At 74.0% G+C, this 19,382-nt stretch carries 20 protein-coding genes; 6 read left to right on the top strand and 14 right to left on the bottom strand.

What is annotated here, in order from left to right; translation table 11 throughout:
- Nucleotides 1–5 precede the first annotated feature (5 nt).
- Nucleotides 6–1,688, top strand: a complete 1,683-nt coding sequence (locus ACYVID_RS05530; protein ID WP_460735222.1) for an acyl-CoA dehydrogenase family protein — start codon at nucleotides 6–8, stop codon at nucleotides 1,686–1,688.
- A 236-nt stretch (nucleotides 1,689–1,924) separates the two neighbouring features.
- Complete coding sequence (locus ACYVID_RS05525) at nucleotides 1,925–2,443, top strand: sensor histidine kinase (protein WP_460735220.1); 519 nt, start codon at nucleotides 1,925–1,927, stop codon at nucleotides 2,441–2,443.
- 60 nt (nucleotides 2,444–2,503) lie between these two features.
- On the opposite strand, the gene ACYVID_RS05520 is transcribed toward ACYVID_RS05525, so the two are convergent.
- Nucleotides 2,504–3,946 (bottom strand): glycine hydroxymethyltransferase, encoded by a 1,443-nt coding sequence (locus ACYVID_RS05520; RefSeq protein WP_460735218.1) that lies wholly within the window; start codon nucleotides 3,944–3,946, stop codon nucleotides 2,504–2,506.
- A gap of 342 nt (nucleotides 3,947–4,288) precedes the next feature.
- Here ACYVID_RS05520 and ACYVID_RS05515 point away from each other — a divergent pair, with 342 nt between their 5' ends.
- The 3 genes from ACYVID_RS05515 (at nucleotide 4,289) to ACYVID_RS05505 (ending at nucleotide 7,797) form a co-directional block, all read left to right on the top strand.
- A complete protein-coding gene (locus ACYVID_RS05515; protein WP_460735216.1) occupies nucleotides 4,289–6,022 on the top strand; it encodes a nitrite/sulfite reductase in 1,734 nt (577 codons plus the stop codon).
- Nucleotides 6,023–6,188: 166 nt separating this feature from the next.
- Nucleotides 6,189–6,935, top strand: a complete 747-nt coding sequence (locus ACYVID_RS05510; protein ID WP_300643131.1) for a phosphoadenylyl-sulfate reductase — start codon at nucleotides 6,189–6,191, stop codon at nucleotides 6,933–6,935.
- Nucleotides 6,936–7,053: 118 nt separating this feature from the next.
- Nucleotides 7,054–7,797: a sirohydrochlorin chelatase gene (locus ACYVID_RS05505; RefSeq protein ID WP_460735213.1), complete on the top strand. Its 744-nt coding sequence runs from the start codon at nucleotides 7,054–7,056 to the stop codon at nucleotides 7,795–7,797.
- Between the two features lies 1 nt (nucleotide 7,798).
- Here ACYVID_RS05505 and ACYVID_RS05500 read toward each other — a convergent pair whose 3' ends face one another.
- From ACYVID_RS05500 to ACYVID_RS05460, 9 genes are all read right to left on the bottom strand, one after another.
- Nucleotides 7,799–8,182: a DUF3037 domain-containing protein gene (locus ACYVID_RS05500; protein ID WP_460735211.1), complete on the bottom strand. Its 384-nt coding sequence runs from the start codon at nucleotides 8,180–8,182 to the stop codon at nucleotides 7,799–7,801.
- Nucleotides 8,179–9,012: a HipA family kinase gene (locus ACYVID_RS05495; protein WP_460735209.1), complete on the bottom strand. Its 834-nt coding sequence runs from the start codon at nucleotides 9,010–9,012 to the stop codon at nucleotides 8,179–8,181. Before ACYVID_RS05495 ends, ACYVID_RS05500 begins: the two co-directional genes overlap by 4 nt.
- Nucleotides 9,009–9,644: a regulatory protein RecX gene (locus ACYVID_RS05490; RefSeq protein WP_460735207.1), complete on the bottom strand. Its 636-nt coding sequence runs from the start codon at nucleotides 9,642–9,644 to the stop codon at nucleotides 9,009–9,011. The genes ACYVID_RS05495 and ACYVID_RS05490 overlap by 4 nt, the downstream gene beginning before the upstream one ends.
- A 2-nt stretch (nucleotides 9,645–9,646) precedes the next feature.
- Complete coding sequence (gene recA / locus ACYVID_RS05485; RefSeq protein WP_300643120.1) at nucleotides 9,647–10,690, bottom strand: recombinase RecA; 1,044 nt, start codon at nucleotides 10,688–10,690, stop codon at nucleotides 9,647–9,649.
- Nucleotides 10,691–10,874: 184 nt separating this feature from the next.
- On the bottom strand, nucleotides 10,875–11,306 hold the full coding sequence (locus tag ACYVID_RS05480; RefSeq protein ID WP_460735205.1) for a hypothetical protein: 432 nt from the start codon (nucleotides 11,304–11,306) through the stop codon (nucleotides 10,875–10,877).
- Complete coding sequence (locus ACYVID_RS05475) at nucleotides 11,303–12,466, bottom strand: molybdopterin-dependent oxidoreductase (RefSeq protein ID WP_460735203.1); 1,164 nt, start codon at nucleotides 12,464–12,466, stop codon at nucleotides 11,303–11,305. Before ACYVID_RS05475 ends, ACYVID_RS05480 begins: the two co-directional genes overlap by 4 nt.
- Nucleotides 12,463–13,143 carry a class I SAM-dependent methyltransferase gene (locus tag ACYVID_RS05470; RefSeq protein ID WP_300643114.1) on the bottom strand — a complete coding sequence of 227 codons (681 nt, stop codon included), beginning with the start codon at nucleotides 13,141–13,143 and terminating at the stop codon, nucleotides 12,463–12,465. Before ACYVID_RS05470 ends, ACYVID_RS05475 begins: the two co-directional genes overlap by 4 nt.
- Complete coding sequence (locus tag ACYVID_RS05465) at nucleotides 13,140–13,826, bottom strand: TIGR04282 family arsenosugar biosynthesis glycosyltransferase (RefSeq protein WP_460735200.1); 687 nt, start codon at nucleotides 13,824–13,826, stop codon at nucleotides 13,140–13,142. The genes ACYVID_RS05470 and ACYVID_RS05465 overlap by 4 nt, the downstream gene beginning before the upstream one ends.
- On the bottom strand, nucleotides 13,823–14,515 hold the full coding sequence (locus ACYVID_RS05460) for a glycosyltransferase family 2 protein (RefSeq protein ID WP_300643110.1): 693 nt from the start codon (nucleotides 14,513–14,515) through the stop codon (nucleotides 13,823–13,825). Before ACYVID_RS05460 ends, ACYVID_RS05465 begins: the two co-directional genes overlap by 4 nt.
- Before the next feature lie 86 nt (nucleotides 14,516–14,601).
- Here ACYVID_RS05460 and ACYVID_RS05455 point away from each other — a divergent pair, with 86 nt between their 5' ends.
- Nucleotides 14,602–15,963, top strand: a complete 1,362-nt coding sequence (locus ACYVID_RS05455; RefSeq protein WP_460735198.1) for a hypothetical protein — start codon at nucleotides 14,602–14,604, stop codon at nucleotides 15,961–15,963.
- Nucleotides 15,964–15,982: 19 nt separating this feature from the next.
- Here the strand turns inward: ACYVID_RS05455 and ACYVID_RS05450 are convergent, their stop codons facing one another.
- Genes ACYVID_RS05450 through ACYVID_RS05435 form a run of 4 tightly spaced genes read right to left on the bottom strand, consistent with a single transcriptional unit; the run spans nucleotide 15,983 to nucleotide 19,360 of the window.
- Nucleotides 15,983–17,035, bottom strand: a complete 1,053-nt coding sequence (locus tag ACYVID_RS05450) for an NAD-dependent epimerase/dehydratase family protein (RefSeq protein ID WP_460735196.1) — start codon at nucleotides 17,033–17,035, stop codon at nucleotides 15,983–15,985.
- Complete coding sequence (locus tag ACYVID_RS05445; protein WP_460735194.1) at nucleotides 17,035–17,886, bottom strand: S-methyl-5'-thioadenosine phosphorylase; 852 nt, start codon at nucleotides 17,884–17,886, stop codon at nucleotides 17,035–17,037. The genes ACYVID_RS05450 and ACYVID_RS05445 overlap by 1 nt, the downstream gene beginning before the upstream one ends.
- Nucleotides 17,887–17,891: 5 nt before the next feature.
- The gene (locus ACYVID_RS05440; protein ID WP_460735192.1) at nucleotides 17,892–19,169 is read right to left on the bottom strand and encodes an MFS transporter; all 1,278 of its coding nucleotides are present in this window, start codon (nucleotides 19,167–19,169) and stop codon (nucleotides 17,892–17,894) included.
- Complete coding sequence (locus ACYVID_RS05435) at nucleotides 19,166–19,360, bottom strand: DUF3046 domain-containing protein (RefSeq protein ID WP_460735190.1); 195 nt, start codon at nucleotides 19,358–19,360, stop codon at nucleotides 19,166–19,168. Before ACYVID_RS05435 ends, ACYVID_RS05440 begins: the two co-directional genes overlap by 4 nt.
- Nucleotides 19,361–19,382 lie beyond the last annotated feature (22 nt).

Below are 19,382 nucleotides of genomic sequence, written 5' to 3'. Positions count from 1 at the left end.
TCCACATGGAGCTTCCCGTCCCCGGTCGCGCCGACCTGCGCGTCGTCACCAACCAGGCCCCGCCGCTGGTCGGCCACAACGTCGTCACCTCCGACGCCGCGCTGGTCGAGGCGGTCCTGCGCCACGGGTCCCAGGAGGTCCTCGACTCCCTGGTCGACCTCGGCGCCGAGGCCGGCTCCGAGGAGGCCCGCGAGCACGGGGTGCTCGCCAACGAGCACCACCCCGAGCTGACGCCGTACGACCGCTACGGCCACCGCGTCGACGAGGTCCGCTTCCACCCCTCCTGGCACTGGCTGATGGAGCGCGCGATCGGCCACGGCCTGGCCGCAGCGCCCTGGGAGGAGCAGGCCGACGGGGCACCGCACGCGCACCTGCGCCGGGCCGCGGGCTTCATGGCCTGGGGCCACACCGAGCCCGGGCACGGCTGCCCCGTCTCCATGACGTACGCCGCGGTGCCGGCGCTGCGGGCCGACGACGCGCTCGCCAAGGAGTGGACCCCCCTGCTGGCCTCGCGCCGCTACGACCCGGGGGTGCGGCCGGTGACCGAGAAGGTCGGTGCGCTCGCCGGCATGGGGATGACCGAGAAGCAGGGTGGCTCCGACGTCCGGGCCAACACCACCCGCGCCGTGCCGGTCGGGACCGCAGGCGGCGACGGCACCTACACGCTGCACGGTCACAAGTGGTTCACCAGTGCCCCCATGAACGACGTCTTCCTCGTGCTGGCCCAGGCCGAGGCGGGCGTGACCTGCTTCGTGGTGCCCCGCGTGCTGCCCGACGGCAGCCGCAACCAGCTCGACGTCGTCCGCCTCAAGGACAAGCTGGGCAACCGCTCCAACGCCTCCTCGGAGCTGGAGATGGACGGCACCGTCGGGTTCCGCCTCGGCGACGAGGGCCGCGGGGTCCGCACCATCATCGAGATGGTCGCCGCGACCCGGCTCGACTGCGTCCTGGGCTCCACCGCCCTGATGCGCCGCGCGGTCTCCGAGGCCAGCTGGCACGTCACCCACCGCTCGGCCTTCGGCGGCCGGCTGGTCGACAAGCCGCTCATGCAGAACGTCGTGGCCGACCTGCACGTCGAGACGGAGGCCGCGACCGCGCTAGCGATGCGGCTGGCCGTGGCGGTCGACGCGCCGCACGACCCGCACGAGGTGGCGCTGCGCCGGATCGCGCTGCCGCTGGCGAAGTTCTGGGTCTGCAAGCGGACGCCGATGATGGTCGCCGAGGCCCTGGAGTGCCTGGGCGGCAACGGCTACGTCGAGGAGTCGGGCATGCCGCTGCTCTACCGCGAGGCCCCGCTCAACTCGGTGTGGGAGGGCTCGGGCAACGTCAACGCCCTCGACGTCCTGCGCGCGCTCGGCCGCGAGCCCGAGGTGCTGGACGCCTGGATCACCGAGGTCGGCCGGGCCCGTGGGGGCGACGCCCGCCTGGACCGCGCGGTCGACGACACCCTGGCGATGATCGGCGCCCTGCTGGGCGAGCCGGACCGGCTCGAGCAGCAGGCGCGCCGCCTGGCCAGCCGGATGGCCGCGGTGCTCCAGGGCTCCCTGCTGGTGCGCTTCGCCCCGGCCGAGGTGGCCGACGTGTTCTGCGCCTCCCGCCTCGGCGCGGTGCACGAGGGCGTCTTCGGGGCCCTGGACAGCGGCGACCTGGCCGCGATCGTGGAGCGCACGACGCCGACGACGGCCTGAGACGAGCGCGACGGGCACGACGGGCGCGACGGGCGCGACCGGCTCGGCGGGCGTCGGCGCTCGCCGCGCAGAGGGACGCTGAGCGCTCCGGCGGACGAAGGGACCTTGGTCCCGTCACATCGGGCGGCCACCTGCCGATCCTCGGTCGCACCGAGATCATCGGCCTCGACCCGGCGGTCCGGGCCAACCCCGAGACCGCCGACAGCCTGGCCGCCGTAGAGCGGCAGACCCTGCGAATGTCGGAGATGATCGACGGGGTGCTGGCGTACAGCACCGCCGCGACGAGCGAGCTGCACGTCGAGCCGCTGGACCTCTCATCGCTGGTCGAGGAGGTGCTGCAGGACGTGTCGGGCATCGTCGAGCGTGCGGGCGCCGAGGTCGTCGTGGGCGACCTGCCCCGCGCGGACGGCTCCCGCGCCCTCCTGGAGCGGGTCGTGCAGAACCTCGTCGGCAACGCCATCGCCTATGGCGACCGCATCTCGCCGCGGGTCACGATCGCCGGTGGGCTCGCCGACGGGCGCTCGGTGCTGACGATCAGCGACAACGGCCGCGGCGTGCCAGAAGCGGAGCGCGACTCCATCTTCGAGATGTTCCGCCGCGGTACGGCGAGCACGGGGCTGGCGGGATCCGGGATCGGTTTGGCCTTCTCGCGGCGCGTGGTCGAGCGGCACGGCGGCACCCTCGAGGTCGACGACGCCCCCGGTGGAGGGGCGCGATTCACCGTCCGATTGCCGCTGCACTCCTCCGAGGACTAGGCACACCGTGGGGGCGCCGACCGGATCACCGGTCGGCGTCCCGTGCCGTCGTGCCGAGGCTCAGGACAGCTCGAGGCCGGGATAGAGCGGGTGCTTGTCCAGCATCTCGGCCGAGGCGGCGCGGACCTTGTCGGCCACACCGTCGCCGAGGACGTAGGAGGCCTTGGACGGGCCGCCCGCCTTGGTGGTGCCGGGCTGGGTGTTCTCCAGGACGTGGACGATGAGGTCGGCGACGGTGTCGAACTCGTCGTGGCCGAAGCCCCGGGTCGTCAGCGCCGAGGTGCCGAGCCGGACGCCGGAGGTGTACCAGGCGCCGTTGGGGTCCGCGGGCACCGAGTTGCGGTTGGTGACCACACCGGCGTCGAGCAGCGCGGACTCCGCCTGGCGGCCCGTGAGGCCGTAGCCGGAGACGTCGAGCAGGACCAGGTGGTTGTCGGTGCCACCGGTGACCAGCGTCGCCCCGCGGGACAGGAAGCCCTGGGCCAGCGACTGGGCGTTGTCGGCGACCTGCTGGGCGTAGGTGCGGAAGGAGTCCTGGCGCGCCTCGGCGAAGGCCACGGCCTTGGCAGCCATGACGTGCGAGAGCGGCCCGCCGAGCACCATCGGGCAGCCGCGGTCGACCGAGGGGGCGTACTCCTCGGTGGCCAGCACCATGCCGCCGCGCGGGCCGCGCAGGGACTTGTGGGTGGTGGTGGTGACGATGTGCGCGTGCGGCACCGGGTCCTCGTCACCGGTGAAGACCTTGCCGGCCACCAGCCCGGCGAAGTGCGCCATGTCGACCATGAGGGTCGCGCCCACCTCGTCGGCGATCTCGCGCATCGTCGCGAAGTTCACGCGACGGGGGTACGCCGAGTAGCCGGCGACCAGGACCAGCGGCTTGAACTCGCGGGCCTTCGCGGCCACGGCGTCGTAGTCCAGCAGCCCGGTCGTCGGGTCGGTGCCGTACTGCTGCTGGTGGAACATCTTCCCGGAGATGTTGGGGCGGAAGCCGTGCGTGAGGTGACCGCCGGCGTCCAGGCTCATGCCGAGCAGCCGCTGGTTGCCGAGCTCCTTGCGCAGGGCCTCCCAGTCCTCCTCGGTGAGCTCGTTGACGTTCTTCTTCTCCGCCTTCTCCAGCCAGGGGCCCTCGATGCGGTGGGCCAGGATCGACCAGAACGCGACCAGGTTGGCGTCGATGCCGGAGTGCGGCTGCACGTAGGCGTACTCGGCACCGAAGAGCTCGCGGGCGTGCTCGGCGGCCAGCGACTCGACGGTGTCGACGTTCTGGCAACCGGCGTAGAAGCGGTGACCGACGGTGCCCTCGGCGTACTTGTCGCTGAACCAGGTGCCCATGGTCATGAGCACCGCGGGCGAGGCGTAGTTCTCGCTGGCGATGAGCTTCAGCGACGAGCGCTGGTCGGCCAGCTCGGCGCGGGTCGCCTCGGCGATCCGGGGCTCCACCGAGGCGATGACCTCAAGGGCCTGGCTGTAGACGCTGCTGGTGAGGCGGGAGACGTCGGTCATGGCCCACAGCCTACGGCCGGGAGGCACGCCGCGCCGGGCTGGACCACCACGCGTCAGCGGTGTGACGTGCGCCGCACGGTGCACGGGTGTACGCGGGGCCGGGCCAGTGTCGTCCCACATGTCGGGATCGGCATCTCACATCACGAGATTCACTCTTGGTCGGGGCCCGTCCGCAGGCTGAGACTCCTTGACATGTCCCTCGCCGACACGCACGCCTGGCTCGTGGTACGCCGCCACGTGGACCTCGGGCGCACGCGCAGCGCGATCTGTCGTCCTCGCTGAGCACCCCCGCCCATCCCCTCCAGGCCCCGGCCGCCCCCAGCGAAGGACAACCCCGACACCATGCCCGACCTGCGCTTCCACGGCACCCGCCCCCAGCACACCGAGATCCCCCGCCCCAAGCGTGGCGAGGGCCAGTGGGCCCTGGGCTTCAACGAGCCGCTGAACAAGAACGAGCAGGCCAAGAAGGACGACGACCCGCTGAACGTGCGGGACCGGATCCTCTACACCTACTCCCAGCGCGGCTTCGACTCCATCGACCCCGCCGACCTGCGCGGCCGATTCCGCTGGATGGGGCTCTACACCCAGCGCAAGCCCGGCATCGACGGCGGCCGCACCGGCTCGATGGAGGAGGAGGAGCTGGACGACCGCTTCTTCATGATGCGCGTCCGCACAGACGGCCAGGTGCTGGACGCCGAGGCGCTGCGGACCCTGGGCTCGATCAGCACGGAGAAGGCCCGAGGCACTGCTGACATCACCGACCGCAACAACATTCAGTACCACTGGATCGACATCGTGGACGTGCCATCGATCTGGGAGCGCCTGGACGCCGTGGGCCTCACCAGCCTGGAGGCATGCGGCGACGGGCCGCGCCCCTTCCTGGGCTCTCCCGTGGCCGGCATCGCCAAGGACGAGCTCATCGACGGATCCTCCGCGCTGGCCGAGATCAAGCGGCGCGCCCTCGACAACCCGGAGTACTCCAACCTCCCGCGCAAGTACAAGACCGCCCTCACCGGTCACCCGAGCCATGACGTGGCTCCGGAGATCAACGACGTCTCGTTCGTCGCGACCGTCCATCCCGAGCACGGCGTCGGATTCGACGTCTGGGTCGGCGGCGGTCTGTCCACCAACCCGATGCTCGCGCAGAAGCTCGGCGTCTGGGTGTCCCTCGACGAGGTGCCGGACGTGTGGGAGGGCGTGACCGCGATCTTCCGCGACTACGGCTACCGCCGGCTGCGCTCGCGGGCTCGCCTGAAGTTCCTGGTCGCCGACTGGGGTGTGGAGAAGTTCCGCGAGGTCCTGGAGAAGGAGTACCTCGGGCACCCGCTCGTCGACTGCCCCTCCCCCGAGGTGCCGGAGCGACAGGGCGACCACATCGGTGTGCACGAGCAGAAGGACGGGCGGTTCTACGTCGGCGCCGCTCCGGTGGTCGGCCGAATCGACGGCGCAACGCTGAGCGGCTTGGGCGACCTGGTCGAGCGGCACGGCACGGACGGGGTCCGGCTCACGGCCTACCAGAAGCTGGTAGTGCTCGGCGTGCCCGGGGATCGCACCGACGCCCTGGTCGCCGACCTCGAGACCATCGGCCTCACCGCCACGCCCAGCAACTGGCGGCGCAACACCCTCGCTTGCACCGGCATCGAGTTCTGCAAGCTGGCCATCGTGGACACCAAGCAGCGCGCGATGGACCTCATCGGCGTGCTCGAGCAGCGCTTCCCCACCCTCGACACCCCCATCTCCGTCAACGTCAACGGCTGCCCCAACGCCTGCGCCCGCACCCAGGTCGCCGACATCGGCCTCAAGGGTCAACTGGTCACGCACGAGGGCGAGCAGGTCGAGGGCTTCCAGGTCCACCTGGGCGGCGCGCTGGCGATGGGCGCCAACTTCGGGCGCAAGCTGCGCGCGCACAAGGTCACCAGCGCCGGGCTCGACGACTACATCACCGCTGTGGTCACCAACTACCTGGCCGACCGCACCGACGGAGAGTCCTTCGCGACCTGGGTGCACCGCGCCGACGAGGAGCTGCTCAAGGGCGACAAGGTCCTCTCCGCGGCGGACGGCACCGGGGTCGCCTGATGTCCGAGCGCGCCGTCCCCTTCCACTGCCCCTACTGCGGCGACGAGGAACTGCGTCCGCACGCCGCGGAGCACGGCACCTGGGAATGCCACTCCTGCCGGCGCGCCTTCTCCCTGCGGCTGATCGGGCACCTCGCCCCTCCGCCGTCCGCACCGGGAGGAACCTCATGACATCTGCCACCACCCGCGCCGCACGTGCCCAGCGCGGCATCGAGACCGAGGGGCGCTCCCCCGAGGAGCTGCGCGAGCTGGTGTCCCACTGGGGCGCCGAGCTCGAGCTGGCGCCCGCCGAGGACATCATCGAGTGGGCCGCGGCCACCTTCGGCGAGCGCTTCTGCATCACCTCCTCCATGGGGGACGCCGTGCTGGCCCACCTGGCCGCCAAGGTCGTGCCGGGCATCGACGTGGTCTTCCTCGACACCGGCTACCACTTCGTGGAGACCCTCGGCACCCGGGACGCGGTCGAGGCCACGATGGACGTCAACCTGATCACGATCACGCCGCGGCAGAGCGTGGCCGAGCAGGACGCGACCGAGGGCAAGGACCTCTTCCGCACCGACCCCGACCGCTGCTGCTTCCTGCGCAAGGTGCAGCCGCTCCAGGAGTCGCTGGCCGGCTACGACGCCTGGGCCACTGGCCTGCGGCGGGCCGAGACCCACCACCGGATCATCGCGCCGGTGATCGGGTGGGACGCCAAGAAGCAGAAGGTCAAGGTCTCCCCCATCGCCCGCTGGTCCGACGAGCAGGTCGACCGGTACGTCGCCGAGAACGGCGTGCTGGTGAACCCGCTGGTCTACGACGGCTACCCCTCCATCGGCTGCTTCCCGTGCACCCGTCGGGTCGCGCCGGGCGAGGACGCCCGCAGCGGCCGCTGGGCCGGCACCGGCAAGACCGAGTGCGGGATCCACGCCTGACCCGACCCCGGACCACCTCTCCCCACCGACCACCAGCAACAACGAGCACCATCCGCCGACAGCGCCGTCGCACCGCAGGACACCGATCACAGCAGATCCACACAGAAGGAGGAACCCGATGGCAGCCCCCGCCCTCGTGGCCCTCGCCCACGGCAGCCGTGACCCCCGCGCGGCCGCAACGATCAAGGCCCTCGTCGACGAGGTCCGCGCCGTGCGACCCGACCTCAAGGTGGAGGCGGCCTTCCTGGAGAAGTCGCGCCCCGGCCTGCAGACGGTCGTGGACCGCCTGGTGCGCTCCGGTCACGACGAGATCGTCGTGGTCCCGCTGCTGCTGACCCACGCCCAGCACGCCTCCGTCGACGTCCCGGCGGCGCTGGCCGAGGCCTCCGAGCGCCACCCCGGCCTGCAGATCCACGCCACCGACATCCTCGGGCTGGAGGCTTGCTTCCTCCAGGTCCTCGACGTCCGCATGCGCGAGGCCCTCGCCCGGGCCCGGGTCCGCGAGCTCGACGCCCTCGTCCTGGCCGCCTCCGGCTCCAGCGACCCGCTGGCCAACCAGGCCGTCGCTCGGCTCGCGCGGCTGTGGGGCTCGCACCACAAGCTCCCCGTGACCGCGGCCTTCGCCGCGGCCGCCCCGCCGGCCACCGGCGAGGCCGTGCGCGCCTTCCGCGCCGAGGGACGCCGCCACATCGCGGTCGCCTCGCTCTTCCTCGCGCCCGGTGCCACGCCGGACCGGGCCGCCGAGCTGGCCCTCGAGGCCGGTGCCATCGCGGTGTCCGAGCCCCTGGGCGCGCACCCCGAGGTCGCGCGGGTCGTGCTGGCGCGCTACGCCGTCGGCGCCGTCGAGCTCGTCCCGGTCTGACTCAGCGCACGAGGCGGTCGAGCAGCCGCTGCAGCTCCGCCCCCGGGTCGGTGGTCATCCCGCCGTGCACGGGGCCTGGCTGCAGCACGGTGCTGCGTGGCGCCTTGAGGAAGCCGAAGCGGGTGCCGAGCGGCTGCGAGGCCGCCGCTCCCCCGCGCTCGTCGCCGGCACACACGCCGTCGACGAACGCCAGCCCCTCGCAGAGCCGGCTCACGTCGAGGTCGGGGAAGACATGCTGCACGCGGTCGGTGTCGACGTGCCAGGCCGCCTCGAGCAGGTCGCGGGCCTGGCAGTAGAGCACCACGCCGACGTTGAGGAACTCCTCGCGCTCCACGCGCGGCACGCAGCGCAGCACGACGTACTGGTAGGGCAGCAGCTCGCTCACCGCCGACCTCCCGCCGTGCCGGCCCCGGGAAGCCAGGCGCGCGAGCCCAGCCGCGCGGTGAGGAAGGCGACGTACGCCGCGCGCAGCTCCTGCGGGGACTCCGCGCCCGGCACCGGCTCGAGCCACGCGTCGGGCACCAGCGCCAGCACCTCGGCCAGCACCTCAGGGCCCAGGAGCGCGCGCAGCTGCTCGTCGAGGCCCTCGAGGTCGCCGACACCGTCGCGCAGGACGTGGTCGGAGCCGTCCCAGGGCTGGTCGGCGAAGCGCTGCGCGGCACCCTCGCGCTCCAGCGAGCCGCCAGGCCAGCCGTGGTGGAAGTAGAGCGAGGCACCGTGGTCGATGACCCACAGGTCGCCGTGCCACACCAGCAGGTTGGGGTTGCGCCAGGAGCGGTCGACGTTGGCGCAGAAGGCGTCGAGCCACAGCACCCGCGCCGCCTCCTCCGGCACGGCCGTGCGCTGCTCGTCGGTCCACCCGAAGGCGCCGGGCAGGAAGTCGATGCCCAGGTTGTCCCCCGCGCTGGCGTTGAGCAGGTCCTGGACCTCCTCGTCGGCCTCGTAGCGGGCGATGGCCGGGTCCAGGTCGAGCACCACCAGGCGCGGGGTGCGCAGCCCGATGCGGCGGGCGATCTCGCCGACCACGACCTCGGCCACCAGCACGCGCAGGCCCTGCCCCGCGCCGCGGAACTTGCAGACGTAGGTGCCGAGGTCCTCGCCCTCCACCACGCCCGGCAAGGAGCCGCCCTCGCGCAGGGGCGTGACGTAGCGGGTGACCCGGACGCCTTCGAGGGCGGCCGGGTGGTCGTCTGGGAGGTCCGGTGGGGCAGTCACGCGGTGGAGTCTGGCAGGTCCTCGCGACCGGCCTGCGCCAGCTCGTCGCGGACCACGGCGAAGGCCATGGCGGAGCCGTAGCCCTTGCGCGCCAGCATCCCGACCAGGCGCCGGGTCGCGGTGACGTCGTCGACCCGGCTCAGCGTGCGCAGCTTCTTGCGCACGAGCGCTCGTGCCGCCTGCTCCTCGGTCTCGGGGTCCAGCTCGTCGAGGGCCCCGCGGGCCACCTCGTCGTCGACGCCCTTGCGCCGCAGCTCCTGCGCCAGGGCCCGACGGGCCAGGCCCTTGGTCGACTGGCGCCCCGAGACCCAGGCGCGGGCGAAGGCCTCGTCGTCGACCAGCCCGACCTCCTCGAACCGGTCCAGCAGCCGCTGGGCGAGGTCCTCGGGGACCTCCTTGGAGCGCAGCTTGTCGCTGAGCTCCTTGCGGCTGCGGGCCCGGCCCGTGAGCTGGTCGAGCAGGATCGTGCGGGCGACCGACTCGGGGTCGGCGTCCGGGCCGGCCGCCACCGGGTCCTCCGGTGGCGGCGCGGCACGGTCGTCGGTCCGAGGTGCTGCCCGTCGGGTCCAGACGTCGACGCCCAGGCTGACGTCGCCGGCCCAGTCAGGGGCGGGACGGGTCTCGGGGTCCATCCTCAGAAGTCGTCCACACCGATCGGGTCGGCGGGCGCCTCGGCGTCGACCGTCGGGCCGACACCGAGCTTCTCGAGGATCTTCTTCTCCAGCTCGTTGGCCAGGTCGGGGTTGTCGCGCAGGAAGGTCCGTGCGTTCTCCTTGCCCTGGCCCAGCTGGTCGCCCTCGTAGGTGTACCAGGCACCGGCCTTGCGCACGAGGCCCGCCTCGACGCCGACGTCGATGAGGCCGCCCTCGCGGGAGATGCCCTTGCCGTACATGATGTCGAACTCGGCCTGCTTGAACGGCGGGGCCACCTTGTTCTTCACGACCTTGACGCGGGTCCGGTTGCCGACCATCTCCTGGCCGTCCTTGAGCGTCTCGATGCGGCGCACGTCGAGGCGGACCGAGGAGTAGAACTTCAGCGCCCGACCACCGGTCGTGGTCTCGGGCGAGCCGAACATGACGCCGATCTTCTCGCGCAGCTGGTTGATGAAGATCGCGGTGGTCTGGGAGTTGTTGAGCGCACCGGTCATCTTCCGCAGGGCCTGGCTCATGAGCCGCGCCTGGAGACCGACGTGGCTGTCGCCCATCTCGCCCTCGATCTCGGCCCGCGGCACGAGTGCGGCCACGGAGTCGATGACGATGAGGGAGAGCGCACCGGAGCGGATCAGCATGTCGGCGATCTCCAGGGCCTGCTCACCGGAGTCGGGCTGGGAGACCAGCAGGGCGTCGGTGTCGACGCCGAGGTTCTTGGCGTACTCCGGGTCCAGCGCGTGCTCGGCGTCGATGAAGGCCACGATGCCGCCCTGGCGCTGGGCGTTGGCCACCGCGTGCAGCGCGACCGTGGTCTTTCCGGAGGACTCCGGGCCGTAGATCTCCACGACGCGCCCGCGGGGCAGGCCGCCGAGGCCGAGGGCCACGTCGAGGGCGATGGCCCCGGTGGGGATCACCTCCAGGGGCGCGCGGGTCTCGTCGCCCAGGCGCATGACCGAGCCCTTGCCGAACTGCCGCTCGATGTTGGCGAGCGCTGCATCCAGCGCCTTGTCGCGATCTCCACCAGCCATGGTGTTCTTCCTCGTCTCTCGTCGTGGGCCAGGCACATCGACGACGCTAGGGCGAGCCACCGACAACGCCTGATCAGCGTGTCGTGGGGTGTGGACGACCTCGTCCCGCGCCGTGCCTGTGGACAGCACGCTAGCCGAACACCTGTTCGACACGGGCGCACGACACGCTGCGCGCCGGCCTCCCTCAACCCTGCCCGTCCGACCGCCTCCGCAGCACGGTGACGACCAGGACCGGCAGGACCACGCCGAGGAGCACGAGCGCCACCAGCACGAGGTACCCGGCGGTGTAGTCGCGGTCCAGCAGCGTGGCGTTGTCGGGGGCGTTGTCGCGACCGAAGCCGCCGAGGAAGGGAACGGCGAGCAGCGTGAGGCTCCCGAGCACCACGAGCCCCGCGGCCGCGGCGGGCCGGGCCAGCGGCGGCAGCAGCCGCGCGCCGACCCAGCACAGGGCCAGCACCGCCGGGGCGAGCAGCAGGTCGTGCACCACGACCCCTCCCGCCAGCCAGAGCACCGCGTCGAGGTTCCCGGCGGAGTCCTGCCGGGACAGCAGCAGCCACCCGCCGTACGCCGCGAGCAGGACGCCGAGGGCGCCGAGGCCTGCGCGCCCGCGGCTCACGCGAGGACCTCCAGCCGCGACAGCCACTTGGTCTGCAGTACGCCCGGCCGGTTGGGGGCGATCAGCCGGGCGGGGTAGCCGTGGTCGAGGTCGAGTGGCTCCCCGGCCAGCGCGAGGGCCACGAGCGTGCGGTCGTCGTCGGCGAAGTTCCCCTGCAGCAGCGTGCGGGCGAAGGCACCCCGCTGCTGCAGCGAGGTGACCTCGACCTCGGACCCGGCGGGCGCGTCCACGAGGTCGAGCAGGTCGCGCAGGCGCACCCCGGTCCACGCGGCCGAGGCGCTCCAGCCCTCGACGCAGGCGATCGGCAGCCCCTCGGTGCGCTGCGGCATCGCCAGCAGGTCCTCACGGGCCAGCGAGACGCGGCGGGTGCCCCTCACCACCTCCAGCCGGTACGCCGGGTCGACGGCGGTCTCCGTGACCCCGGCCGCGCGCGCGGTGCGGTTCACGGGCACCCCGCCGGGACCCTCGCCCGAGCGGACCCCGAGCACCGAGACCTGGCGCAGCCACGGGACGGTCGAGCCGGCCGTGGCCAGCACCGCCAGCGCGCTGGCGGTCCAGGTGGCCCGCAGCAGGCCGCGACGTCCCAGGGCCCCCTGCTCGGTCGCCGTCGGCCGGTCCAGCGCGGGGTCGTCGACATCACGGCGCAGCGCCTCGCGGATGGTCGGTGCCTTGATCGCCAGGTGGAGCAGCAGGGCCCCGATGGCCACCCACGCCAGGGCGTAGTGCGTGCGGCGGAAGGAGAACTCCCAGGGGTACCACTGGGTGGAGTTGAGCAGCCCCGTGGTGAGCAGGAAGACCGAGGAGGCGACGAGCACCGCGTTGGAGGCGCGCTCGCCAGCAGCCCGCAGCCGGGCGCCGGTCCCGGCCGGGAGGGACTGCAGCAGCAGCGGGAAGACGGTCCAGAGCTTCACCAGCAGCAGCGGGACCGAGGCGATGCCGGTGGTGACGTGCAGCCCCTGGGTGACCCGGTAGCCCCACGCCGGGCTGGTCGGGAAGGGCACCGGCTGGGAGGGGTCCTGCGCGTAGTGGCTGACCAGGCCGGTCAGGAAGCAGATGCCGAAGCTGATGCCCAGCCACCGCCCGACCCGCGCCGACACGGCAGGTGAGCGCAGTCGCGACGTGAAGCCGTGCTCGCCGGGCAACCTCGGCCGGGGGCTCACGTCGGCGACTGTAGTACCGCCACCCAGCGGCCGTGCCCGAACGGCGCACGGACCGCGACCCGGAGCCCCGCCGAGGCGGCGAGGTCCGCGACGCCGTCGAGCCCGACCACCGACCACCGGAACGGCCGGCTGAGGGAGCCCGCGGCCTCCAGCCGTGCCCACCGGGTAGAGGTCGGGACGCCCGGTCCGGCCAGCTCGACGACGATCCTGCCGCCGGGGGCGACCACGTCGCGGAGGCGGCGCACCAGCGCCGCGGGGTCACCACCGATGCCGATGTTGCCGTCGGCCAGCAGCGCGGTGGTCCACAGCCCTTCCTCGGGCACCGGGTCGAAGACGCTGGCGTGCACGGCCGGCACACCGCGGGCCCGGGTCTGCTCGACGGCCTCGTGGACCACGTCGAGCCCCAGCACCCGCTCCCCGCGCTCGGCCAGCCGGGCCGCGAGCCGCCCGGGGCCGCAGCCCACGTCGAGGGTCGGCCCGTGGCAGTGGGACAGCAGGGCGTCGTCGGCGGGGTCGGCGCGCCGCGTCCACTCGTGGACCGGCAGGTCGGTCGGTCCGCCGTCGAGCCCCAGGACCCGGCACGGGGCCCCGCGCAGGGCATGGGCGAACAGGCTGCTGAAGGAGCGGTCCGCACCACCACGTCGCAGGTCCGGGGCTGTCTCCTCGGCCAGGCTCATGCGCCCACCCCCCACAAGGCGTGCCAGCGTCGGGCGAAACGTGTGCCCGGCACCGCGCGGGCGACCGCGTCGGCGTCGGAGACCTCGTCGACGTCGCGCAGCACCGTCGTCGTGCCGACCGACAGCCCGCGCGCGGCCAGGGCGGCAGCGGTGTCGCGGTGCGTGTGCGCGGTCGACATGGGGACTCCCGCCAGGGCCGCGGCGTCGCGCGGGTCGCGCAGCCCCAGGACCCACCAGCCGCCGTCCTCGGCAGGCCCGAGGACGGCGTCGTGCTCCTGCAGCACCTCGGCGGTCGCCTCGAGCAGCGCCGGGGTCAGCTGGGGGGTGTCCATGCCGACCTGGACGACCGGGCCGGGACCGCTCGCGGCGACGTCGGCGTGCGCGGCCACCAGCCGCTCGGCGAAGTCCTCGCCGCGCTGCTCGTGCACCGTCCAGCCGGCCACGGCCGCGAGCAGGTCGGTGGACGCGACGGCACCGGCCAGGTCGCCGGCCAGCGCCAGGTGGCAGTGCTCGGCGCCGTACGCCGTCGTGCAGGCCTCGAGGGTGTCCAGCAGTGCGGCCGCGGCGAGCCCCGCGGCCTGCTCGAGACCGACGTCGGCGCCGAGGCGGGTCTTGACCTGGCCGGCCACGGGGGCCTTGGCCACGACCAGGGCGCGCACCGCCGCGCCGGAGCGGCCGCTCACCGCAACACCCGGGCGAAGTCGCGGGCGGTGCGCAGCGTGCCCCGGACGGATCCCGACACCTTGGAGCGGGTGCCCTCGGCACGCGGGTGGTAGTCGACGTCGCGCTCGCTGACCCGCCACCCGGCCACGGTGAGCTTCTGCAGCAGCTCCACGGGGTAGCCGAAGCGTCGGTCGCGCACGTCGAGGTCCAGCAGCGCCTGGCGCCCCATGACGCGCATCGGCGCGATGTCGTGGGCGGCCATCTGCAGCCGCCGGCGCAGCCACCACACGATGAGGGCGTTGCCGAGCCGGGCGTGCCAGGGCCACACCCGCCTGTCGACCGGCCGTCGTCGGCCGAGCGCGGCGTCCGCGCGCCCGGACCGCACGTCGTCGAGCAGCGGCAGCAGCTGGTCGGGGTCGAAGCTGCCGTCACCGTCCATGAAGGCCACGTGCTCGCGGGTCGCGGCGAGCAGGCCGGCGTGGACGGCCGCGCCGTAGCCCGGCACCGACTCGTGGACCACGGTCGCCCCGAGCCGCTCGGCCACCGTTGCCGTGCCGTCGCGCGAGCCGTTGTCGACCACGATCACCGAGAACTCCGCCGGGATCCGCGGGAGCAGCGCCTCCAGCGCGGGCGCCTCGTCCTTGCAGGGCAGCACCAGGTCGGCCACCGGGCCGTCCGGGTGGCGGTGCGCGGGCGGGACCTCGGGCATGCGCACGACCGTAGACCGCGGTCCCTGGCCGGAAGGGTGGGCCGGGACCCTCCGGAGGGGTGTCGGCCGTGGATACAGTCGCCGCCATGACGACCTCGCGGGCCGCCTGGACCGGGGTCGTGCTGACCGCCCTGCTGGTCGTCGCGGCGTTCACGCTCCCGCACCTGCTCGACTGGGAGGTCAACACCCGGGCGCCGCGCTCGCAGGTCGACGAGGTGCTCTCGCCGCCGTTCCACGGCTGGTGGGCGCCGCAGTGGTTCGGTCCCGGGACGCTCCCGGCGCTGGCACTGGGCCTCGGCGGCTGGTGGTGGGTGGCGCGGTGGGCTCCGGGCGCCGGCTGGCGGCCGCTGCTGCTCGCGACGTACCTCCTGGCGGTGGGCTGGTGCCTGTCCCTGGCGCTGGTCGACGGCCCCGACGGGCTGTCGCGGGTGCTGGGCAACCCGGTGGAGTACCTCCCGACCGCGCGCGAGGTCGACGACGTCGGGCTGCTGCTGCGGGAGTACGTCGAGCGGATCTCCTACGACGCGGCGCCGCGCAACTGGCCCACGCACGTGGCCGGCCACCCCCCGCTGATGCTGCTCTTCTTCGTCGGGCTCGTGCAGGTGGGCCTCGGTGGCGACCTCGCCGCCGGGGTCGTGGTGACGGTCGTGGGGGCCTCGATGCCGGTCGCCGTCCTGATCACACTGCGGGCCTTGGGGGTCGAGGGCGTCGCCCGCCGGGTGGCGGTGCCGCTGGCCCTCTCCCCCGCCGCCGTCTTCGTCGCGGTCTCCGCGGACGCCGTGATCGGCGCGGTGGTGGCCTGGGGCCTGGCCTGCCTCGCGCTCGCCACCCGCAGCACCCCACGAGCGCGGCTGTGGTCAGTCCCTGCCGGGCTCGTCCTCGGCTGCGCGGTGCTGATGTCCTACGGCATGCCGCTGGTCGGGCTGGTCGCGCTCGCGGTCATCACGGTCGGCGGGGCCTGGCGCACCTCGGTGCTGCCGGTGGCCGTGGCCGCTGCCTGGGTGCCGGTGCTCGGGTTCGCCGCGGCCGGCTTCGCGTGGTGGGAGGCCTACCCGGTGCTGCACGACCGCTACTGGGAGGGCATCGCGGCCGACCGTCCGGCGTGGTACTGGCTGTGGGGCAACCTCGCCGCCCTCGCGGTCGTGGTCGGACCGATGCTGTGGGCGGGGCTCGCGGTCCTGCTGACCCGTGTGAGGGCGCTGGCGCGCCGGACCCTCGACGCCGAGCAGCGCGCCGTGGTCCTGCTGGCCGGCGCCATGCTGCTGGTGGTCCTGGCTGCCGACGCCTCGCGCATGAGCAAGTCGGAGGTGGAGCGGATCTGGATCCCGTTCGTGCCGTGGCTGACGCTGTCGGTCGCGCTGCTGCCGGCCCGCTGGCGCTCGCCGGCGCTGCTGGCCCAGGTCGTCACGGCGCTGCTGGTCCAGCACCTGCTCTACACGACCTGGTGAGCGGCCACCCGCGACCCGCTCAGGCGCGCAGCGGCGCCGTGGCGAAGGCGGGCAGCCCGTCCTCGGGCAGCACCTGCGCCCGGAACCCGAGCTCGTCGGCGGCCCGCTGCGGCGAGGCCACGACGTGCCGCACGTCGCCGAGCCGGTAGCCCCCGGTGACCTCGGGGGCGATGTCGCGACCGGTGCCGCGGGCCACCAGCTCGGCGACCTGCCGGATGCCCACCGGGTGCCCCGAGGCCACGTTGAAGGCCCTGTGGCTGCCGGGCTCCGCGGCGGTGACCGCGTCGAGGGCGGCGAGGTTGGCGCGGGCGACGTCCTCGACGTGCACGAAGTCGCGCACCTGCGCCCCGTCCTCGTAGACCTGCGGCGCCTCGCCGCGCTCGAGGGAGGAGCGGAACATGGCCGCGACCCCGGAGTACGGCGTGTCCCGCGGCATCCCCGGCCCGTAGACGTTGTGGTAGCGCAGCGAGATGCCCGCGGCGTCGGCCTGGCGCGCCCACGCGATCGCGTAGTGCTCCTGGGCGACCTTGCTCGCGGCGTAGCTGGAGCGCGGCTCGAGCCGGGCGTCCTCGTCGACCAGCGCCCAGCCGAGCGGCTCCGCGCAGACCGGGCAGGGGTTCTCGAACCGGCCGGCCTCGAGGTCGGCTCGCGAACGCACCCCGGGCGGCTGCTCGCCGTGCTCGGGGCACTCGTAGCGGCCCTCGCCGTAGACCACCATGCTCGAGGCCTGCACCAGCCGGTCCACGCCCGCCTCGTGCATGGCGGCGAGCAGCGCGGCGGTGCCGAGGTCGTTGTGGGCGGCGTACGCCGGCAGGTCGGCGACCCGCACGCCCGCGCCGACCACGGCGGCCTGGTGGCACACCACGTCGACCCCGGCCAGCAGACGCGCCCACTCCCCGCCGTCCGCGGCGTCGCGCACGTCGAGGTGGTGGGTGCCCTCGGGCGGCGCCGTGGACCCGTGCGCCATGTCGAGCATCAGGTCGACGCGCACGACCTCGTCCCCCCGCTCCTCCAGGGCGCGCGCCACGGCCGCGCCGATGAACCCGGCCGAGCCGGTCAGCAGCACCCGCATCAGCGCGCGCCGTCCGTGGCGGCCTCGGGCGTGGGGATCTCGTACGTCGGCTCGACGCCGTCCAGCCAGGACGAGCACGTGCAGCCGGCAGGGTCGGGCAGTGCCGCGATCGTGGCCGCCAGCAGGCCGGTGAGCCGCTCGAGGTTGGCGCGGAACAGCGCGAAGACCTCCTCCTGGCCCACGCCCGAGCCCTCCTCGGCCCCGGCGTCCATGTCGGTGACCAGCGCGATCGAGGCGTAGCACTGCCCCAGCTCGCGGGCCAGCGCCGCCTCGGGCAGCGCCGTCATGTTGATGAGCGTCCAGCCCTGCGCGGCGTAGGAGCGCGACTCCGCGCGGGTCGAGAAGCGCGGACCCTCGATCACCACCATCGTCCCGCCGTCGACCAGGTCGGGGCCGGCGGACAGCGCCGCGCGGCGCAGTCCCGGGCAGTAGGGGTCCCCGAAGGGCAGGTGCACCGCGCCGGACTCCACGTAGGACGGGACCCGGCGGTAGGTGCGGTCGACCAGCTGGTCGGGCACCACCACGTCGCCGGGGGCGACCTCCTCGCGTAACCCGCCGACCGCGCAGGGGGCCAGCACCTGGCGCACGCCCAGGGAGCGCAGCGCCCAGAGGTTGGCGCGCGCCGGGATCGCGTGCGGCGGGAAGTCGTGGTGGGCGCCGTGGCGGGGCAGGAAGGCGACCCGGCGCCCGGCGACGGTGCCGAGCGCGATCGGCGCCGATGTCTCGCCGTAGGGCGTGCTGACCACGACCTCCTCCGGGTCCTGGAGGAAGGAGTAGAAGCCGGTGCCGCCGATGACGGCGACGTCGGCACGGTGCTGCGGGGTGGTGGTCGGGCCGTTGCTGTCGGGCATGGCGGTCACTGTGCCAGCCGCTCGCGACCCGTCCGGGCGAGCACCGCCGCGACGACCACGAGCAGGGCGAGTGCCAGCGAGCCGTGGGAGAGGGTGCCGTACCCGAAGGCGCCCACGACCACGCCCGCCAGGCCGCCGGCGACCGCGGCGCCGAGGTTCATCACGAGGTCCGCGGCGCCCTGCACGTCGGCGCGGGCGTCCAGCGGGGCGTGGTCGGCGATCAGCGTGGAGGCGGCGACGGTGCCGAAGGACCAGCCCAGCCCGAGCAGGAAGAGCCCGCCGAAGATCTGCCAGGAGCTGCCCTCCGGCGCGGCGCCCGACAGCAGCAGCGAGAGGCCCAGCAGCCCACCGCCGATCCCGAGCACCGGGGCCCGGCCGATGCGGTCGGCCAGCCAGCCCACGACCGGGGAGAAGGCGAACATCCCCAGCACGTGCACGCTGATGACCACGCCGATGATCCGCAGCTCCGCACCCCCGTGCTCCATGTGCAGCGGGGTCATCACCATCACCGCGACCATCGCCGCGTGACTGCCGACCAGGCCGAGGACGGCCGCGACGAGGACGGGCCGCTCGACCAGGGCGGCCCGCACACGGCCCCAGGAGGTGCCCGCGGGCCCGCCGGCCTCGGCGCCGGCCAGCGCCCGGGCGGTGAGGAGCGGGTCGGGGCGCAGCAACGAGCCGACGACGAGGGCTGCCAGCAGCATCGCGACCGCTCCGAGGGCGAAGGGGCCGGTGAGCTCGGGCAGGTCCAGCGCCCGCGCGAGCGCCGCGGCGGGGCCGGTGAGGTTGGGGCCGGCGACGGCGCCGATGGTCGTGGCCCAGACCACGACCGACAGGGCCCGGCCGCGGTGGTGGGCCTCGGCGAGGTCCGTGGCGGCGTACCTCGCGCCGCTGTTGGCGGCCGTCGTGGAGCCGAGCAGCAGCGCGCCGAGGAGCAGCAGCGGCATCGAGCCGACGGCGCCCGCCAGGACCGCGAGCACCGCCCCGGCGGCGCCGAGGAGGTAGCCGGTCGCGAGGCCGACCCGGCGACCGCGTCGGGCCATGACCCGGGCCAGGAGGTACGCCGCGACGGCCGCCCCCAGCACCTGGGAGGTCTGGGCGAGCCCGGCCTGGCTCTCGCTGCCCGAGATGTCGCGCGCCAGCAGGGAGGCCGTGGCGATGCCGATCGTGATGCCGATGGCTCCGACGGCCTGGGTCAGCACCAGCACGCGCACGGTGCGGCGCTGCAGCGCGGCCTGGTCGATCGCCGCACCGACCTGGTGCGGGCCGGTGCTCGTGCTCACGCGAGGGTCGCCGGCAGGCCGAGGAAGCGGTGGACCTCGGCCCACACCTGCTTGGGGGCGATGCCCGCGTCGAGCGCCTCCTGCGGCGTGCGGCCACCCAGGCCCGAGAGCACCGTCAGGGTCGCCCAGGACCGCGCCGACGCGCCCCCGAGCGCGATGTCCATCCGCTCCCAGAACTCCGTGTGCCGCACGGGGCCATCATGCACGGCGTCG

It is taken from the genome of Nocardioides ginkgobilobae, from assembly GCF_054781275.1.
Note: the sequence above shows the minus strand (reverse complement) of the source record. Positions and strands in the feature narration are given on the sequence as shown.

What these genes read in the sequence shown, in the direction of transcription:
- ACYVID_RS05530 (WP_460735222.1), top strand. Translation starts at nt 6, where the DNA reads ATGGAGCTTCCCGTCCCCGGTCGCGCCGACCTGCGCGTCGTCACCAAC.
- ACYVID_RS05525 (WP_460735220.1), top strand. Translation starts at nt 1,925, where the DNA reads ATGTCGGAGATGATCGACGGGGTGCTGGCGTACAGCACCGCCGCGACG.
- ACYVID_RS05520 (WP_460735218.1), bottom strand. Translation starts at nt 3,946, where the DNA reads ATGACCGACGTCTCCCGCCTCACCAGCAGCGTCTACAGCCAGGCCCTT.
- ACYVID_RS05515 (WP_460735216.1), top strand. Translation starts at nt 4,289, where the DNA reads ATGCCCGACCTGCGCTTCCACGGCACCCGCCCCCAGCACACCGAGATC.
- ACYVID_RS05510 (WP_300643131.1), top strand. Translation starts at nt 6,189, where the DNA reads ATGACATCTGCCACCACCCGCGCCGCACGTGCCCAGCGCGGCATCGAG.
- ACYVID_RS05505 (WP_460735213.1), top strand. Translation starts at nt 7,054, where the DNA reads ATGGCAGCCCCCGCCCTCGTGGCCCTCGCCCACGGCAGCCGTGACCCC.
- ACYVID_RS05490 (WP_460735207.1), bottom strand. Translation starts at nt 9,644, where the DNA reads ATGGACCCCGAGACCCGTCCCGCCCCTGACTGGGCCGGCGACGTCAGC.
- recA (WP_300643120.1), bottom strand. Translation starts at nt 10,690, where the DNA reads ATGGCTGGTGGAGATCGCGACAAGGCGCTGGATGCAGCGCTCGCCAAC.
- ACYVID_RS05470 (WP_300643114.1), bottom strand. Translation starts at nt 13,143, where the DNA reads ATGAGCCTGGCCGAGGAGACAGCCCCGGACCTGCGACGTGGTGGTGCG.
- ACYVID_RS05460 (WP_300643110.1), bottom strand. Translation starts at nt 14,515, where the DNA reads ATGCCCGAGGTCCCGCCCGCGCACCGCCACCCGGACGGCCCGGTGGCC.
- ACYVID_RS05455 (WP_460735198.1), top strand. Translation starts at nt 14,602, where the DNA reads ATGACGACCTCGCGGGCCGCCTGGACCGGGGTCGTGCTGACCGCCCTG.
- ACYVID_RS05450 (WP_460735196.1), bottom strand. Translation starts at nt 17,035, where the DNA reads ATGCGGGTGCTGCTGACCGGCTCGGCCGGGTTCATCGGCGCGGCCGTG.
- ACYVID_RS05445 (WP_460735194.1), bottom strand. Translation starts at nt 17,886, where the DNA reads ATGCCCGACAGCAACGGCCCGACCACCACCCCGCAGCACCGTGCCGAC.